Raw genomic sequence first — 16,876 nt, forward strand, 5'->3', positions numbered from 1 at the left:
GCGGGCGGGTCAGGGCAGCTCGCGCAGGGCCTGCTCGAGCACGACCGCGTGGTTGTGGTCGGCGTCGTGCGCCGCGAAGACGAGGGTCACGACCGGATGCAGTCGGAGCACGTCGGCCAGCGCGCGCAGCGCATCCGACGACTCGCGGGCGAGCTGCGCGCGATAGCGGTCGGCGTACTCCTCCCATTCGCTGGCGGGAGCGGCGTGCCAGTCGCGCCGGAGCTCGGGGGTTGGCGCGGTCTCCTTCGCCCACAGGTCGATGGCGGCGCGCTCCTTCGAGAGCCCGCGCGGCCACAGGCGGTCGACGAGCACGCGGAACCCGTCGGACGCATCGGGGGTGTCGTAGGCTCGCTTGCGACGCAGTTCCATGCCCCCAGCCAACACGGAGCCGGTGTCGCAGGGCAAGCCGCTCTCCGTCGGTGGGGAACTCAGAACCGCGTAGGGTGGTACTCAGTCGCACACGACGTTCGAAGGAGAACACGATGCAGATCAGCGGACAGGGCGCGCTCATCACCGGTGGTGCTTCGGGTCTCGGCCTCGCCACCGCCCGGCGTCTGCACGCCGGAGGAGCCCACGTCACGATCGTCGACCTGCCCTCCTCGGCCGGCGCCGAGATCGCGGCGGAGCTCGGCGGCCTCTTCGTCGCCGCCGACGTCACCAGCGTCGACGAGATCCGGGATGCCGTCGCGCAGGCACAGGCCGCCGCGCCTCTGCGCATCGTGGTGAACTGCGCCGGCATCGCTCCCCCCGCCAAGGTCCTCGACCGCGAGGGCAACCCCGCCGTGCTCGCCGACTTCGAGCGCATCGTGCGGATCAATCTCATCGGCACGTTCAACGTGCTGTCCCAGGCATCCGCCGTCATCGCCCGGAACGAGCCCGTCGGCGGCTCCGACGACCGCGGCGTCATCGTCAACACCGCCAGCGTCGCCGCCTTCGACGGGCAGATCGGCCAACCCGCCTACTCCGCCTCGAAGGGCGGCGTGCACGCCATGACCCTGCCGGTCGCCCGCGAGCTCGCCCGTCACGGCATCCGCGTCTGCACCATCGCGCCGGGGATCATGGAGACGCCCATGCTCATGGGCCTGCCGCAGGCCGCCCAGGACTCGCTCGGCCAGCAGGTGCCGCACCCCTCGCGCCTCGGTCGGCCCGACGAGTACTCCGCCCTCGTGCAGCACATCGTCGAGAACGGCTACCTCAACGGCGAGACCATCCGCCTCGACGGCGCGATCCGCATGGCCCCGAAGTGACCCGCTCGTCCGAGCATCAGCAGAGAAGGAGACCCGTGAGCACTCTCGCCGGCAAGACCATCCTCATGTCCGGAGGCAGCCGCGGCATCGGGCTCGCGATCGCGCTGCGCGCCGCCGCCGACGGGGCCAACATCGCGATGCTCGCGAAGACCGACACCCCGCACCCGAAGCTCGAGGGAACGGTGCACACGGCCGCGGAGCAGATCCGCGCGGCGGGCGGTCAGGCGCTGCCCATCGTCGGCGACGTGCGCGACGACGACGACATCACCGAGGCCGTGCTGAAGACGCAGGGCGAGTTCGGGGGCATCGACATCGTGCTCAACAACGCGAGCGTCATCGACCTCTCGCGCTCGCTCGACCTGGGTGTCAAGAAGTACGACCTGATGCAGGACGTCAATGTGCGTGGCACCTTCATGCTCTCGCGGGCGGCCGTGCCCATCCTCCGGGATGCCGAGAACCCGCACATCCTCTCGCTCTCCCCGCCCCTCAACCCCACGCCCCGGTGGCTCGGCGCGCACACCGGCTACACGCTCGCGAAGTTCGGCATGACGATGGTCACGCTCGGCCTCGCCGCCGAGTTCGCCCGCGACGGCATCGCGGCCAACACCCTGTGGCCGCGCACCACCATCGCGACCGCGGCGGTGCAGAACCTGCTCGGAGGCGATCAGGTCATGGCTGCCAGCCGCACGGCCGACATCTACGCGGACGCCGCCTACGAGGTGCTCACCACCCCCGCGGGCGAGCGCACCGGACAGACGCTCATCGTGGAAGAGGTCCTGGAGGCCGCGGGAGTGACCGACTTCTCGCGCTATGCCGCGGTCCCCGGGACCCCGGACAGCGCCCTGTTCCCCGACATCTTCTTGGACTGATCTCGCTGCGCCTCGCAGAAACGCAGCATCTCGCACAGAACGGCATCAGAGTCTGCGAGATTCGGCAGATCTGCCAGATTCGGCAGGTGCCGCGGGTCAGAACAGCAGATACACGGCGCCGACGACGGTGAGCGCGATGACGATCCGGTCGAAGAGGCGCTGATCCAGCCGGCGGGCGACGGCGAGGCCGCCGAGCGCCCCGACCACCACCAGGGGCGCGAGCACGGCGTCGAGCAGCAGGATCGGCGGCTCGAACAGCCCGAGCCCGGCCAGGAACGGCACCTTCACCAGGTTGATGATCGCGAAGAACCACGCCGCGGTGCCGAGGAACACCTGCACGGACGTGCGGGTCGCGAGGAAGTACATCGACATCACCGGTCCGCCGGCGTTCGCCACCATCGTCGAGAAGCCGCCGAGGCTGCCGTAGACCCCGGCGAGCAGGATGCCGCGGCCGGGCTCGCGCGCCACGGCATCCGCTCGGGACTGACGCCAGCGGCGCCACAGGGTGACCGCGATCATCACGAGGAGGATCACGCCGATGGCTCGGCGCACCGCCCCATCGCCCGTCAGCGCGAGGAACGCGAAGCCGAGGAGAAGCCCGGCGATCACGGCCGGCGCGAGGCGGAGGATCGTCGGCCAGTGCGCATGCCGCCGATAGGCGATCAGGGCGAACACGTCACCCACGATGAGCAGGAGCAGCATCGCGGCGGTCGACAGGCGTGCAGGCAGCACGGTCGCGAACAGCGCGATCGCCAGGATGTTCGCCCCGGGGAGGGCGGTCTTGGAGATGCCGATCACGACCGCGGCGACCCCCAGGGCCGCCCAGGCCCAGGGGTCGAGGGCGATCACCGGGGCGTCAGGCGCGGACCGCGGCGAGGGCCGCCGCGAAGCGCGCGGAGCGCTGCTCGATGTCGGCCCAGTCCTGCGCCTTCAGCGAGGCGCCGTTCGCGAGGTCGCCGCCCGCACCCACCGCGACCGCACCGGCGGCGAACCACGCCGCGACGTTGTCGGGGTTCACGCCGCCGGTGGGCATGAGGGGGGCGTCGGGGAACGGACCGCGCAGGGCGCCGAGGTACGAGGGGCCGCCGAGGGACGCAGGGAAGATCTTGACGACGTCGACGCCCAGTTCGAGGGCGCCCATGACCTCGGTGGGGGTCATCGCACCGGTCATCACGACGCGTCCGGTGTCGAGCATCGAGCGGGTGAGGTGGGGAAGCGTGCCGGGGCTCACGAGGAACTCGGCGCCCGCGTCGGCGGCGAGGTCCGCCTGCTCGGCGGTGGTCACGGTGCCCGCGCCGACGTAGGCGGCGTCGCCGTGCCGGGAGATGAGCTCGCGGATCACGGCGGGGGCGTCGGGGGTGGAGAACGTGACCTCGATGCCGGTCACGCCGCCGCGGATGATGGCCTCGGAGGCCTCGAGCGCGAGCTCGGGCGAGGAGGCGCGGAGCACGGCGAGGACTCCGGTGGCACGGGCGCGGGTGAGACGGTCGGACATCATGCTCCTAGCGGTGGGGGTGGTTCCATTGTCGCTGACGTCAACTTGTAATTACAACAGCGCCCATGGCGACCGGCCCAGCGGTCTCCCATCCGGCCCCCGGTACCCTGGAAGGTATGACCGAGACTCCCCGCACGCGCGAGACGCGCCCCGCAGCATCCGCGTCCGCCCCGCTGGGTGCGCCCGCCCCGGGCAAGGTCCGCACGACGGGCACCACGCAGGTCCGCCCGGCGACCGAGGGCTGGACCCAGCAGAAGGATGCCGAGGGTCGCCCGCTCCTGCAGTTCGCGAGCCCCAAGCGCGGCAAGCCGCCCGTGCATCTGGCCGACCTGACGCCCGCCGAGCGCATCGAGAAGGTGAAGGAGCTCGGGCTCCCCGGCTTCCGTGCGAAGCAGCTCGCGACCCACTACTTCACGCACTACTCGTCCGACCCTTCGACGATGACCGACCTGCCCGCCGGCATCCGTGACGAGCTGGTCGCCGGCATGCTGCCGCCGCTCATGACCGAGGTGCGTCGGCTCGAGACCGACCGGGGCGACACGATCAAGTTCCTGTGGCGTCTGCACGACGGCGCGCTCGTCGAGTCGGTGCTCATGCGCTACCCCGGCCGCATCACGCTGTGCGTGTCGAGCCAGGCCGGCTGCGGCATGAACTGCCCGTTCTGCGCCACCGGCCAGGCCGGACTCACCCGCAACATGTCGACGGCCGAGATCGTCGAGCAGATCGTGCGCGCCAATCGCGCGATCGCGAACGGCGAGCTGGGTGGCAAGCGCCGCGACGACCACAGCATGGAGCGCGTCTCGAACATCGTCTTCATGGGCATGGGGGAGCCGCTCGCGAACTACAAGCGAGTCATGGATGCCGTGCGCATCATGGTCGCGCCGCAGCCCGAGGGCCTGGGCATGAGCGCCCGCGGCATCACGGTCTCGACCGTGGGACTCGTGCCGGCGATCAAGAAGCTCGCCGACGAGAACATCCCCGTCACCTTCGCCCTCTCCCTGCACGCTCCCGACGATCACCTGCGCGACGAGCTCATCCCCGTGAACTCGCGCTGGAAGGTCGACGAGGCCCTCGACGCCGCCCGCGAGTACTACGAGAAGACCGGTCGCCGCGTCTCGATCGAGTACGCGCTGATCAAGGACATGAACGACCACGCCTGGCGCGCCGACCTCCTCGCCGAGAAGCTCAACGCCCGCGGTCGCGGATGGGTGCACGTCAACCCGATCCCGCTGAACCCGACGCCGGGCTCGATCTGGACCTCGTCGGAGAAGGACGTGACCGACGAGTTCGTCCGTCGCCTCAATGACGCCGGCATCCCGACGACCCTCCGCGACACCCGCGGCAAGGAGATCGATGGCGCCTGCGGTCAGCTCGTCGCCACCACGGAGGACGAGGTGGCTGCGGCCGCCCTGGCCTGAGTTCAGCGCCGGCCCAGCAGCCGGGGACGCACCTCCCCGAGGCGGGTGTGCAGCGCGTCGAGGAAGGCCGCCACCACCGGCTGGTTCAGGGCGTCCGGCCGCGCGATCAGCCAGTAGGGGAGGCGCTCGTCGATGCGGTGGGGGAGCACGCGCACCAGGTCGTCGTGCGGATCGGCGAGGAAGGCGGGGAGCAGCCCGAACCCGGCGCCGCCGCGCGTCGCGTCGACGTGGACGTACACGTTCGTGCTGGCGACGGCATCCGTCATCCCGGGCACGGCACGGCGCGCGTCGTCCAACGAGTCCACGTGCAGCAGCGACTCGATGAAGTACACGAGCGGTGCTCCGGCGAGGTCCTCCACCGTCCGCGGCTCGGGGTGGCTGCGCAGGTAGTCGCGGCTGGCGTACAGGCCCAGCGCGTAGTCGGCGAGGTGGATGGCGCGGGCGCGGCGCACCTGCGGTCGACCCACCACGACCTCGAGGTCGGCGCCCGTGCGCTGCTGCGAGGGCTGTCGGGTGCCCGTCACGATCTCCAGCCGGACGTCGGGATGCTGCGCCTGCAGCGACGCCATCGCCGGCGCCGCGACGAAGCCGCTGAATCCGTCGGTCGCCGCGAGCCGGATGAGGCCGCCCAGGTGCGCGCCGTCTCCCGTGTCGAGGGTCGAGAGGGCGTGCTCGATGTGCTCGGCCGCGGCGAGGGCGCGGGAGCCGAGGGGGGTGAGCTCCCACCCTCCGTCGGAGCGCGAGAGCACGCGGCCGCCGAGCTGCGCCTCCAGCGCGCCGATGCGCCGCGCGATCGTGGTGTGGTTGAGGCCGAGCTGCTGGCCGGCGGTCGTGTAGCGGCCGCTGCGGGCGACGGCGAGGAGGACCATCAGGTCGTCGGCGCTGAGCGGGGGTGCGGGGAAATGCGCCATCACATCTGCAGTTTCGCATATCCTACGCGCTGGTACCTGTGCTGCGAACGCCACTACTGTGCAGGCATGGCGACGACGCGAGACGGCATCCGCAGCACCGACCTGACCGGACGCACCGCACTCGTCACCGGCGCGGCCAGCGGCATCGGCGCCGCCTGCGCCACCGCGCTCGCCGCCGCGGGGGCGCACGTGCTGGTCGCCGACCGCGACGCCGCCGGAGCGGAGCGCATCGCCGCCGGCATCCACGGCGAGGCGCTCGCGATCGACCTGGCCGACCTCGACGCGCTCGCCGCACGGTCGTTCGACGCCGACGTCCTCGTGAACAACGCCGGCATCCAGACGGTCGCCCCGATCGTCGACTTCGACCCCGCCGCCTTCCGCCGCATGATCGACGTCATGGTCACCGCCCCGTTCCTGCTCGTCCGCGCCGTGCTGCCCGGCATGTACGAGCGCGGATGGGGGCGGGTGGTGAACATCAGCTCGGTGCACGGCATCCGCGCCAGCGCCTTCAAGTCGGCCTACGTCACGGCCAAGCACGGGCTGGAGGGGCTCTCGAAGGTCACGGCGCTGGAGGGCGCGGCGCACGGCGTCACGAGCAACTGCATCAATCCGGGATACGTGCGCACGCCGCTCGTGGAGAAGCAGATCGCCGATCAGGCGCGCGTGCACGCCGTGCCGGAATCCGAGGTGATCGAGAAGGTCATGCTCGTGGAGTCGGCGATCAAGAGACTGCTCGAGCCGGCCGAGGTCGCCGACCTCGCGCTGTGGCTGTGCGGCGAGTCCGCGGCATCCGTCACCGGAGCGTCCTACGCGATGGATGGCGGGTGGAGCGCCCGATGACCGCCGAGCACCTCGCCGTCACCTCCCACGGACCCGCCGACGATCCTCGCGCGATCCTGGCGGTGCACGGCATCACCGCGAACGGCAGGGCGTGGGACACGGTGGCGTCCCTCCTCCCCGAGCGCCGCGTCCTCGCGCCGGACCTGCGCGGGCGCGCGCGCAGCAACCACCTCGGTGGACCCTACGGCCTCCGTCGCCACGCCGACGATCTCGCCGCACTCCTCGACGCCGACGGCGGGGGTGCGCGCACCGTGCTGGGTCATTCCCTGGGCGCCTTCGCGGTCGTCGCGCTCGCCGCCGCCCGCCCGGACCTCGTCGATCGTCTGGTGCTCGTCGACGGCGGTCTGCCGCTCGCCCTTCCCGCGGAGGCCGAGAGCGCCGACGATGTCGACATTGCGTCCCTCCTCGGTCCCGCCGCGCAACGGCTCTCGATGGTCTTCGCCGACGACGAGGCGTATCTGGACTTCTGGCGTGCGCATCCCGCCTTCGCGCGCGACTGGTCGCCCGCCGTCGCCGCCTATGCGCTCTACGACCTCGACGGGGAGGCGCCGCGGCGACGGGCGTCCACGATCGCCGCGGCGATGCTGGCCGACGGCGCCGAGCTCTACGGCCCCGGCTGGTACCTCGACGCGCTGCGCGGACTGCGGATGCCGGTGACGGTGCTGCGCGCCCCGCGGGGTCTCACCGACGAGGAGCCGCTGTACCCGGCCGGAGTCCTCGACGGCTTCCGCGACCTCGTGCCGCAGCTGGAGATCGTCGAGGTCCCCGACGTGAACCACTACACGATCCTGTTCGCCCCACGCGGCGCGTCCCGCGTGGCCCAGGCGGCAGCCCGAACCCCGAACCCGACGAAGGAGTCGACATGACCACCACCGTTCTCGACGGCATCCGCGCCTTCCGCGTGGAGACGCCGCGCTACGCCGCGAACGTGCTCGAACGCCCCGCCGCCGACGAGGCCTCTCCGATCACGACGGTGGTCTTCGTGCACGGCAACGTGTCGTCGTCGCACTTCTATCAGCCCACCATGTGCGCGCTGCCCGCCGGAGTGCGGGCGCTGGCGGTCGACCTGCGCGGCTTCGGCGACAGCGAGACCAAGCCCGTCGACGCGACGCGCGGGCTCCGCGACTTCGCTGACGACGTGAGATCGGTGCTCGACGTGCTCGGGCTCGATGCCGTGCATCTCGTCGGGTGGAGCATGGGCTCGGGCGTCGTGCTGCAGATCGCCCTCGACGCGCCCGAGCGCGTGCTGTCCCTCACGCTGGAGTCGCCCGTGTCGCCGTACGGCTTCGGCGGGACGCACGGCCCGGAGGGCACGCGCAACGACGCCGACGGCGCGGGGACGGGCGGGGGCGGGGCGAACCCCGATTTCGTCGCGCGCCTGCAGGCGGGGGATACGGGCGACGAGGCGCCGACCTCGCCGCGGACCGTCTACCGCACCGCCTACGTCGCCCGTCCCGAGCGGCAGCAGGCTCACGAGGACGCCTGGGTCGCCTCGATGCTCACGACCCGCACCGGCGCCGACAACTACCCCGGCGACTCCGTCCCGTCCGAGAACTGGCCGGGCTTCGCGGCCGGAACGCGCGGCGTGCTCAACACGATGGCGCCGCAGCACCTCGACCTGTCGGGCATCGTCGACCTCGCCGTGAAGCCCCCAGTCCTGTGGGTGCGCGGCGAGAAGGACGCGATCGTCTCCGACGCGTCCTTCTTCGACCTCAATCAGCTCGGGGCCCTCGGCGTCGTGCCCGGATGGCCCGGCGCCGACATCGCCCCGCCGCAGCCCATGGTCACCCAGACCCGTGCCGTGCTCGACCGCTACGCCGCGGCAGGCGGGGTGTATCGCGAGGTCTCCCTGCCGGATGCCGGCCACGCCCCGCACCTCGACGAGCCCGAGGTCTTCGACAGGGAGCTGGCGCGGCACCTGGGGGTCTGAGGCCGGCGCCGGGGGCGGTCCCCGCTCGTGCCCGCCGACCCCTGTGTGTTACTGTCCGGGGGTTTGTGTTGGTCAGGCGATCGAGGTGATGCGCGGTGGGTATCGCTCTGGTGTGCGACTACTCCCTCGAGTACATGGGGGGCGCCCAGTCCGTGTTCCTCGACGAGGTCGAGCTCTTCCGCTCGGCCGGTGAAGACGTGCTCGTCGTCGCCCCCGGATCCTCGCGCGCGCGCCCCGAGGGCCTCCGCGACGACGACCTGCTGGTGCACGGCACGGGCTCTGTGCCGGGGGCGGGGCTGCCCGTGATCCCCAACACCCGGGCGCTGCGCCGACGACTGCGTCGCGTGTTCGAGGACCGCGGGATCGACGTCGTGCACGTGCACTCGGAGTTCGGCCTGACGGCGGCGGCGGGCATGGTCGCCCGCGAGCTGCGGATCCCCGTGGTGCACACCGTCCACACCTTCTATTGGCAGGGTCCGCACCTCGGGCCGCTCGATCGTCCGATGGCGGCGGTCATCCGCGGGCTCGCGCGGCGCCTGCGGAGCACCCCCTCCAGCGCGCCCGTCCGCACCCCGAGGGCGCTCGACGCCGCACTGCGCGGCATCACGCTGGCCGCGGCCATGGAGGCGGATGCCGTCATCTCGCCGTCCGCACACCAGGCGGAGGCGCTGCGCGACGAGGGGCTGGGCGAGGTCGAGGTCGTCCCGAACCCGATGCGGGCCCACGCCGAGCCCGGCGAGCCCCTGCGAGCGATCGACGGGCCGCTGCGGATCGTCTGGGTCGGACGGCTGGCCCCCGAGAAGCGGCTCCTCGAGTTCCTCGACGCGGTCGTGCGCGCCGGCGCAGAGCTGGAACCCCGCTCGCTCGACGTCACGATCGTCGGCGAGGGGCCCCTGCTGGCCGAGGCCCGGAGGGTCGCGAGCGCGGCGAGCCTGCACGGGGGCAGCACCATCCGCTTCACCGGACGCGTCGACCGCGACGAGGTCGCCCGCCTCATGAGCCGTTCGCACCTCGTCGCGCTGACGTCCTTCGGGTTCGACAATCAGCCGGTCGTGGTCGTCGAGGCCTTCCATGCCGCCCGCAGCGTCGTCTACGTCGACCCGCGCCTGCAGGAGGGGCTGGCGGAGGCCGGCATCCTCACCGCCTCCCCGGATGTCGAGGGGATGGCGGCGACGCTGCTCGACCTCGCCCGGCACCCCGAGACCGTGGTCCAGCGATCGGTGCAGACGGTCGAGGCGTCGCGGCGCTTCCGGCCCGAGCGTCATGTGGAGGACGTCCGCGCCGTGTGGGCGACCGCCGCGACCCGGGCCGCCGCCCGCACCTGAGGTCCTGCGGGCCGGAACCTGGGAGGTGTTCCGAGCACTCGTTCACGGGATGCACAGGCGACCTTTCGTAGATTGTCGGGATGCCCTATTCCGCCCACCGCCCGGGTCGCTTCGACTCGCAGGGTCGGATCATCCTCGACGGCGACCCGAACGCCGAGACGGACGACCTCGACTTCCTGCGCGAGTACGAGCCCGCGGGATCCGACGACGAGCCGTTCCTGACGACCTCCGACGACGCCCCGACGACCCCGCAGCGCACCGAGCGGGCGGATGCGTCCGACGAGGCGCCCGTCGCGGCATCCGCTGCGTCCGCCCCGGCGAGGCCGAAGCGCGCGCCCCGTGCGCGGAGGGTGCGCACCCCGGGCTCGCGCCTGCGCACCCTCGCCATCCTCGGCGGCGCCGAGGGCGAGATCCTCGACCGCGTGCCCGGCGAGACGCCCCGGTTCGTGCAGATGTTCTTCGTGCTCGCCGGCACCGCCCTTGTCTCGGCGATCTCGATGCTCTTCGCGCTGACCACCGGCGTGCAGGCGGCGATCTGGCTGGCCGTGCCGCTCGCGATCGTCTGGGCGCTCATCATCTTCAACCTCGACCGGTTCCTCACCTCGACCATGACCTCGACGAAGAACGTGTGGCGCCTCATCGGCCTCGCGATCCCTCGGGTGATCATGGCCGCGATCATCGGATTCGTGGTCGCGGAGCCGCTCGTGCTGCAGATCTTCCACAACGACATCGCCCGTGAGGTCGCCTCCACGAACATCACCCAGTCGCAGTCCGACCAGGAGGCCCTGGAATCCGGACCCGAGAAGATCGCGCTCGACGCCGCGACCGAGCGCGTCGCCGAGCTCGAGAACCAGGCGGCCACCGGCATCGTGGCGGGCACCGAGTCGTCGTCGGCATCCGAGTCCGCCGCGCAGGCCACGGTCGACGACCTGACCGCCAAGCTCGCCGAGCAGCAGGCCGTGATCGACCAGGCGCGCGTGCTGTACCAGTGCGAGCTCACCGGCGAGGGCGCGGGCACCGTCCCCGGCTGCACCGGGGTCAACGGCGAGGGCGCCAGCTCCGACGCCGCCCAGGCCCAGCTCGCCCAGGCCCAGCAGACGTACGACGGCCTCGCCGAGCAGCTGCGCGTCGCGAACGAGGAGCTCGCCTCCGCCGGCACGGCCGCCAAGGAGAACACCTCGTCGTCCGAGGCGCAGAACCGCCAGCAGGCGCAGGACCAGCTCCCCGCCGCCCGAGACACGTACGACCAGGCGCTCGCCGCGTACAACGAGCGGGCGGATGCCGTGGCGCAGGGCAACGCGGGAGCGGTCGGCCTGCTCAGCCAGATCAGCGGCCTCAACCGGCTGAGCGAGAAGGAGCCCACCATCCTGTGGGCGCACATCCTCATCGCGGCGCTGTTCTTCATGATCGAGCTGCTGCCCGTGCTGGTGAAGGTGCTCACGAGCTACGGCGAGCCGAGCCTGTACGAGAAGGCCGCGGCGATCCGCAAGCAGGTCGCGCTCGACAAGGTCACCGCCGAGGGCTTCCGCGACCGCGCCCGGATCGTGCAGACGGAGTCCGCCGCCGTGACGCACACGGTGTCGCAGGCGACCTGACCGGGCTGCCGGTTGCGCGAGGGGTCACGACACGCCGTGAGCACGGCATCCGTCACGGCGTGTCTTGACCCCTCGCGCCCCGCGGATCGGGGATCCGGCCCGAGGGGGCGCGGAGCGGGTCTAGCGTGGAGCCATGGTCAACTATCGCTATCTCGGCAACAGCGGTCTCAAGGTCTCGGAGATCACGTACGGCAACTGGGTCACCCACGCCTCGCAGGTCGAGGACGACGCCGCGGTCAAGACGGTGCACGCCGCGCTCGACGCCGGCATCACCACGTTCGACACGGCCGACACCTACGCCAACACGGCGGCGGAGGTCGTGCTCGGCAAGGCTCTGGAGGGGCAGCGCCGCGAGGGTCTCGAGATCTTCACGAAGGTGTACTTCCCGACGGGTCCCAAGGGTCCGAACGACACCGGGCTCAGCCGCAAGCACATCCTTGAGTCGATCAACGGATCGCTGAAGCGTCTCGGCACCGACTACGTCGACCTCTACCAGGCGCACCGCTTCGACTACGAGACGCCGCTCGAGGAGACGTTCCAGGCGTTCGCCGACGTCGTCCGCCAGGGCAAGGCGCTCTACATCGGCGTCTCGGAGTGGACGGCCGAGCAGCTGCAGGAGGGCCACGCGCTCGCGAAGCAGCTCGGCGTCCAGCTCATCTCGAACCAGCCGCAGTACTCCATGCTGTGGCGGGTGATCGAGGGAAAGGTCGTTCCGGCGTCCGAGGAGCTCGGCATCTCGCAGATCGTGTGGTCGCCGATGGCGCAGGGCGTGCTCAGCGGCAAGTACCTCCCCGGTCAGCCGATCCCCGAGGGCTCCCGGGCGACCGATCAGCGCAGCGGTGCGACGTTCATCAAGAGCTTCCTGCAGGACGACATCCTCACCGCGGTGCAGCGTCTGAAGCCGATCGCCGAGCAGGCCGGACTCTCGATGCCGCAGCTCGCGATCGCGTGGGTGCTGCAGAACCCGAACGTCGCCGCCGCCCTCGTCGGAGCATCCCGCCCCGAGCAGCTCGCCGACACCGTCAAGGCGTCCGGCGTGACCCTCGACGCCGACACCCTGAGCGCGATCGACGAGGCGCTCGGCGACACGGTCAACCGTGACGCGGAGGCCACCTACTCGGTCTCGCCGAAGTCCCGTCTGGTCTGACGCTCCGCCCCCGCCTGCCCGGGGGAGGGGGAGGCGGGGGTCAGGTGAGGGTGATGTCGACCTGGATCTCGGTCGCGAGCTTCTCGAGATCGTGACGCAGGGCATCGAGATCAGCGGATGCCGGGAGCGTCGCCGTGACCGTCGACTCGAACAGGCGGCCACCGGCCATGGCCGCGTCGCGCGTCTCGGTGGTCATGCTGGTGATGCTGAGCTCGTGGGCGTTCAGGATCGCGGAGATCTCGTGCACGATGCCCGCGCGGTCGTTGCCCAGCACCGAGAGCGAGAGGGCGTCGGTGACGGCGCGGGGCGCGGCATCCGATCCGGTGTGGATCGTGACGGTGAGGAACCCGGTCAGGGCGCGCAGCGCGGACTGCAGCTCGTCGACCCGGTCGGGGGCGACCGACACCTCGATGACCCCGGCGAAGGTTCCCGCCAGCTCTGCCAGGCGGCTGTTCTCCCAGTTCCCGCCGTGGGCGTCGACGGCATCGGCGACGGCGGCGACCAGGCCCGGACGGTCCGCGCCCGCGACGGTGAGGATCAGAGTAGTCATGCCGCCAGCGTAGCCGTGGGTGCTCAGGAACCGGGGGCCCAGACGCCGGTCTCGAGGAAGGCGTCGAGGCGGGCCCGGTGCGGCGCGAGGTCCCAGCCCTGCTGGGCGACCCACTCGTCGGAGTAGTAGGTGCCCGCGTAGCGCACGCCGCTGTCGCAGATGAGCGTCACGACGCTTCCGGTCTCGCCCGCCTCCCGCATGCGCGCGATCAGCTCGAACGCGCCGTAGAGGTTCGTGCCCGTCGAGCCGCCGGCCCAGTGCAGGGTCCGGTCGCGCAGCAGGCGGATCGCGGCGATCGATCCGGCGTCGGGCACCCGGATCATCTCGTCGATCACGCTGGGCACGAACGACGGCTCGACGCGGGGTCGGCCGATCCCCTCGATGCGGCTCGGGCGCCCGGTCGGGGCATCCGTCGTGCCCGCCCAGCCGTCGTAGAACGCCGAGCCCTCGGGGTCGACAACCGCGATGCGGGTGTCATGACGGCGGTATCGCACGTAGCGGCCGAAGGTGGCGCTGGTGCCGCCGGTGCCCGCTCCCACGACGATCCAGCGGGGGATGGGATGCCGTTCCTGCGCGAGCTGGCTGAACACGCTCTCGGCGATGTTGTTGTTGCCGCGCCAGTCGGTCGCGCGCTCGGCGAAGGTGAACTGGTCGAGGTAGTGGCCGTGGCACCCGGCCGCGAGGCGCCGCGCCTCGGGCGACATGTCCTCGGCGCGATCGACGAAGTGGCACGTGCCGCCGTAGAACTCGATGAGGTCGATCTTCTCCTGCACCGTCGAGCGGGGCACGACGGTGACGAAGGGCAGGCCCAGCATGCGGGCGAAGTACGCCTCGGACACCGCCGTCGACCCGCTCGACGACTCGACGAGCGTGGTGTCCTCGCGGATGTGGCCGTTGACCAGGCCGTAGAGGATCAGCGACCGCGCGAGACGGTGCTTGAGGGATCCGGTCGGGTGCACCGACTCGTCCTTCAGGTAGAGGTCGATGCCCCACTCCGCCGGGAGCGGGAAGACGTGCAGGTGGGTGTCGGCGCTGCGGTTGGCGTCGGCCTCCAGCAGGGCGATCGCGTTGCTGGTCCAGGAATCCACAGATCGAGCGTACCGGGGTCGGTCGTCGCGGCGACCCCGGCAGGGTCGTGCCGGACGGAGCCGTCATTCCCGGGGGATGGGGTACCCGTGCGGCGCCCCGTGCGCGGTGGCCGGCCGGACCGGAGGCTCGGGAGCCACGGGCGGCGGCGGGGTCACCGCCTGGTCGTCGAGGTCCGGACCGTCCGCGCAGGCCGGCGGCTCCCCGGCATCCGCTCCGCCGTCGGCGCCGGACGTCACGACGACACCCGGGTGCTGCCGGCGAGCGTCATGCCTCCCCGGCCGTCGACGTGCAGCAGTGAGGCCTGCGACTGCTCCTGCTGCAGCTGGAACTCGAAGCGCGAGCGGTCACCGCGGTGGTACGCGATGAAGTACTCGATCGGGGTGCCGTCGTCGGTGCGGCTGACGCTGCGCAGCCGGAGCAGCGCCGACCCCGCGCTGACGCCGAGGTGCAGCGCCTGCTCGTGCGTCGCGACCGTCGCCTCCGCCGAGCGCACGCCGTGCGTCGCGACGATGTCGTGCTCGGCGAGCAGCCGGTACAGGGAGGCCTCCGACAGATCGACGCCGAGCGTGACCTGGCCGACGGCATCCGGCATCCAGGTCGTGGAGAGCGACCAGGGCTCGTCGTCGACGTGCCGCAGACGCTCGAGCACCACGACGCGGGAGCCCACCGGGATCTCGAGCGCAGCGGCGATCTCCTCGTCGGCGAAGGTGTGCTCGTGGCGCAGGACGTCGCTGTGCACGTGCCCGCCGCGGCTCTCGACGTCGTCGTACAGGCCGATGAGCTTGTGCACCAGGCTCTCGCTCGTGCGGGGGCGCGAGACGAAGGTGCCCTTGCCCTTGACGCGCTCGACGAGCCCTTCGTGCTCCAGCTGGGCGAGCGCCTGCCGGACCACCGTGCGCGAGACGCCGTAGCGCTCGCAGAGTCCGTGCTCGCCGGGCAGCGGGTCGCCGGGCAGCAGACCGTCGCGGGCGATGCCGTCGATGATCAGCCGCCGCAGCTGGTCGTACATCGGTGCCGCGGAGCGGCGGTCGATGGCGTCGGCGATGATGTCGGTCATGTCAGTACGCCACCCCGGCGTGCAGGATCACGTTCGCGTACGGGGTGAACTCGCCCGAGCGGACGAAGGCCCGTGCCCCATGCGTGCGCTCCTTGAACTCGACGTGCGGCACGAGCTCGATCTCGAAGCCCATCCCGGCGAACCGCTCGCGAAGGGCCTCGAGCACCTCGGGACTCTTCTCGGCGACCTCGGCCGACACGGTCGCGCCCTCGACGACCAGCTCGGCGAGCACGGTGTCGAGCACGTCGAGGAAGGCCGGGGCTCCAGGGCGGTAGGCGAGATCGATGCGCTCCGAGCCCGGGGGGATCGGCAGGCCGGCATCCGTCACGACGAGCAGATCGGTGTGCCCGGTCTCGCTGATCACCCGGGACAGCGCGGGATTGATGGTGGTGGATGTCTTGCGCATGGAGTCTCCGGTCTCTCAGCTCACGGGGGCGGACTCGCGCTGGGCGAGGAAGGCGTCGACCTCGGCGCGGTGGGGCAGGCTCGGCGACGCGCCCTGCTTGGTGACCGTCAGGGCGCCGGCCGCGGTGGCCAGGCGCACCGCGTCGGCCAGCGCGAGGCCGTTCGCGAGTGCCGCCCCGAGGTAGCCCGCGTAGGCGTCGCCGGCGGCGGTCGTGTCGACGGCCTCGACGGGGAACGGCGGGATGACGGATGCTCCGTCCGCCGTGACCACGCACGAGCCCTGACCCGCCAGGGTGATGACGGCTGCGCCCACGCCCTGCGCGAGGAACCAGCGTCCGGCGAGCTCGGCGGATGCGGCATCCGTCACCTCGATGCCGCTGATGAGCGTCGCCTCGGTCTCGTTCGGCGTGACGATGTCGATGCTGCTCCACACCTCGGTGGGGAGCACGGCCGCGGGCGCCGGGTCGAGGATCACGGTCATGCCGTGCTCGCGGCCGCGGGCGGTGATGTGCGCGGTGAGTGCGGACGGCGTCTCGAGCTGGGTGAGGAGCACCGAGGTGGTGGGCGCGAGAGCCGCGAGCGCCTGGTCGATCTGGGCCGTGCTGAGCGCGGTGTTGGCGAGCGGCACCATGACGATGTCGTTCTGCGCCGAGGCGTCGACGCGGATGTGGGCGATGCCCGTGGGGCCGGGGACGGTGCGGAGGTGCGCGAGGTCGACGCCCGCCTCGCTGAGGCCGTCGACCACGAGATCGTGGAAGAGGTCGTCGCCGACGCATCCGACGAAGCTCGTGCGGGCTCCCGAGCGGCCGGCGGCCACGGCCTGGTTGGCGCCCTTCCCGCCGAGCATGAGCGTGAACTGGTCGCCGAGGATCGTCTCGCCGCGGGCGGGGAGCCGCTGGGAGAAGGTGGTCACGTCGGCGGTCACGCTGCCGACGATGACCACGCCGGAACGGTCTGCGGGGTGTGCGGGGGCCATGTCGCTCCTGGTCGTCTTCGAC

The 16,876-nt window shown here is 71.8% G+C and carries 19 protein-coding genes; 9 read left to right on the forward strand and 10 right to left on the reverse strand.

Annotation, left to right across the window (positions count from 1 at the left end; genetic code table 11):
- Nucleotides 1-9 precede the first annotated feature (9 nt).
- Nucleotides 10-369 (reverse strand): DUF488 domain-containing protein, encoded by a 360-nt coding sequence (locus tag AB3M82_RS09340; protein WP_412957298.1) that lies wholly within the window; start codon nucleotides 367-369, stop codon nucleotides 10-12.
- A 113-nt stretch (nucleotides 370-482) separates the two neighbouring features.
- Between AB3M82_RS09340 and AB3M82_RS09345 the strand changes: the two genes are divergently transcribed.
- A complete protein-coding gene (locus tag AB3M82_RS09345) occupies nucleotides 483-1,247 on the forward strand; it encodes an SDR family NAD(P)-dependent oxidoreductase (RefSeq protein ID WP_412957299.1) in 765 nt (254 codons plus the stop codon).
- 35 nt (nucleotides 1,248-1,282) lie between these two features.
- On the forward strand, nucleotides 1,283-2,116 hold the full coding sequence (locus AB3M82_RS09350) for an SDR family oxidoreductase (protein ID WP_412957302.1): 834 nt from the start codon (nucleotides 1,283-1,285) through the stop codon (nucleotides 2,114-2,116).
- A 96-nt stretch (nucleotides 2,117-2,212) separates the two neighbouring features.
- Here the strand turns inward: AB3M82_RS09350 and AB3M82_RS09355 are convergent, their stop codons facing one another.
- Nucleotides 2,213-2,965, reverse strand: a complete 753-nt coding sequence (locus AB3M82_RS09355) for a sulfite exporter TauE/SafE family protein (RefSeq protein ID WP_412957304.1) — start codon at nucleotides 2,963-2,965, stop codon at nucleotides 2,213-2,215.
- Nucleotides 2,966-2,972: 7 nt separating this feature from the next.
- Nucleotides 2,973-3,611, reverse strand: coding sequence for a bifunctional 4-hydroxy-2-oxoglutarate aldolase/2-dehydro-3-deoxy-phosphogluconate aldolase (locus AB3M82_RS09360; RefSeq protein WP_412957305.1), 639 nt, complete (start codon nucleotides 3,609-3,611; stop codon nucleotides 2,973-2,975).
- 116 nt (nucleotides 3,612-3,727) lie between these two features.
- Here AB3M82_RS09360 and rlmN point away from each other — a divergent pair, with 116 nt between their 5' ends.
- The gene (gene rlmN / locus AB3M82_RS09365) at nucleotides 3,728-5,029 is read left to right on the forward strand and encodes a dual-specificity RNA methyltransferase RlmN (RefSeq protein WP_412957308.1); all 1,302 of its coding nucleotides are present in this window, start codon (nucleotides 3,728-3,730) and stop codon (nucleotides 5,027-5,029) included.
- Between the two features lie 2 nt (nucleotides 5,030-5,031).
- Here the strand turns inward: rlmN and AB3M82_RS09370 are convergent, their stop codons facing one another.
- On the reverse strand, nucleotides 5,032-5,940 hold the full coding sequence (locus tag AB3M82_RS09370; protein ID WP_412957309.1) for a LysR family transcriptional regulator: 909 nt from the start codon (nucleotides 5,938-5,940) through the stop codon (nucleotides 5,032-5,034).
- 66 nt (nucleotides 5,941-6,006) lie between these two features.
- On the opposite strand from AB3M82_RS09370, the gene AB3M82_RS09375 reads away from it, so the two are divergent.
- The 6 genes from AB3M82_RS09375 (at nucleotide 6,007) to AB3M82_RS09400 (ending at nucleotide 12,777) form a co-directional block, all read left to right on the forward strand.
- Nucleotides 6,007-6,780, forward strand: a complete 774-nt coding sequence (locus AB3M82_RS09375) for a 3-hydroxybutyrate dehydrogenase (protein ID WP_412957311.1) — start codon at nucleotides 6,007-6,009, stop codon at nucleotides 6,778-6,780.
- Nucleotides 6,777-7,646, forward strand: a complete 870-nt coding sequence (locus AB3M82_RS09380; RefSeq protein WP_412957314.1) for an alpha/beta fold hydrolase — start codon at nucleotides 6,777-6,779, stop codon at nucleotides 7,644-7,646. Before AB3M82_RS09375 ends, AB3M82_RS09380 begins: the two co-directional genes overlap by 4 nt.
- Nucleotides 7,643-8,710, forward strand: a complete 1,068-nt coding sequence (locus AB3M82_RS09385) for an alpha/beta fold hydrolase (RefSeq protein ID WP_412957316.1) — start codon at nucleotides 7,643-7,645, stop codon at nucleotides 8,708-8,710. Before AB3M82_RS09380 ends, AB3M82_RS09385 begins: the two co-directional genes overlap by 4 nt.
- A gap of 95 nt (nucleotides 8,711-8,805) precedes the next feature.
- A complete protein-coding gene (locus tag AB3M82_RS09390) occupies nucleotides 8,806-10,035 on the forward strand; it encodes a glycosyltransferase (protein ID WP_412957318.1) in 1,230 nt (409 codons plus the stop codon).
- A gap of 80 nt (nucleotides 10,036-10,115) precedes the next feature.
- Nucleotides 10,116-11,630 carry a DUF4407 domain-containing protein gene (locus AB3M82_RS09395; protein ID WP_412957321.1) on the forward strand — a complete coding sequence of 505 codons (1,515 nt, stop codon included), beginning with the start codon at nucleotides 10,116-10,118 and terminating at the stop codon, nucleotides 11,628-11,630.
- 133 nt (nucleotides 11,631-11,763) lie between these two features.
- Entirely contained in the window at nucleotides 11,764-12,777 is a 1,014-nt protein-coding gene (locus AB3M82_RS09400) for an aldo/keto reductase family protein (protein WP_412957323.1), read from the forward strand.
- Between the two features lie 40 nt (nucleotides 12,778-12,817).
- On the opposite strand, the gene AB3M82_RS09405 is transcribed toward AB3M82_RS09400, so the two are convergent.
- From AB3M82_RS09405 to AB3M82_RS09430, 6 genes are all read right to left on the reverse strand, one after another.
- Nucleotides 12,818-13,327: a glycine cleavage system transcriptional repressor gene (locus AB3M82_RS09405; RefSeq protein WP_412957325.1), complete on the reverse strand. Its 510-nt coding sequence runs from the start codon at nucleotides 13,325-13,327 to the stop codon at nucleotides 12,818-12,820.
- Nucleotides 13,328-13,350: 23 nt separating this feature from the next.
- Nucleotides 13,351-14,415 carry a PLP-dependent cysteine synthase family protein gene (locus tag AB3M82_RS09410; protein WP_412957328.1) on the reverse strand — a complete coding sequence of 355 codons (1,065 nt, stop codon included), beginning with the start codon at nucleotides 14,413-14,415 and terminating at the stop codon, nucleotides 13,351-13,353.
- Nucleotides 14,416-14,478: 63 nt separating this feature from the next.
- Nucleotides 14,479-14,652 carry a hypothetical protein gene (locus tag AB3M82_RS09415; RefSeq protein ID WP_412957330.1) on the reverse strand — a complete coding sequence of 58 codons (174 nt, stop codon included), beginning with the start codon at nucleotides 14,650-14,652 and terminating at the stop codon, nucleotides 14,479-14,481.
- Entirely contained in the window at nucleotides 14,649-15,473 is an 825-nt protein-coding gene (locus tag AB3M82_RS09420) for a GntR family transcriptional regulator (protein WP_412957332.1), read from the reverse strand. Before AB3M82_RS09420 ends, AB3M82_RS09415 begins: the two co-directional genes overlap by 4 nt.
- A 1-nt stretch (nucleotide 15,474) precedes the next feature.
- Nucleotides 15,475-15,879, reverse strand: coding sequence for a D-ribose pyranase (gene rbsD / locus AB3M82_RS09425; protein WP_412957335.1), 405 nt, complete (start codon nucleotides 15,877-15,879; stop codon nucleotides 15,475-15,477).
- Between the two features lie 15 nt (nucleotides 15,880-15,894).
- On the reverse strand, nucleotides 15,895-16,854 hold the full coding sequence (locus AB3M82_RS09430; RefSeq protein WP_412957337.1) for a ribokinase: 960 nt from the start codon (nucleotides 16,852-16,854) through the stop codon (nucleotides 15,895-15,897).
- Nucleotides 16,855-16,876: the final 22 nt, after the last annotated feature.

This window comes from Microbacterium californiense, from assembly GCF_047246625.1.
In the GTDB taxonomy this organism is placed as follows: Bacteria; Actinomycetota; Actinomycetes; order Actinomycetales; family Microbacteriaceae; genus Microbacterium.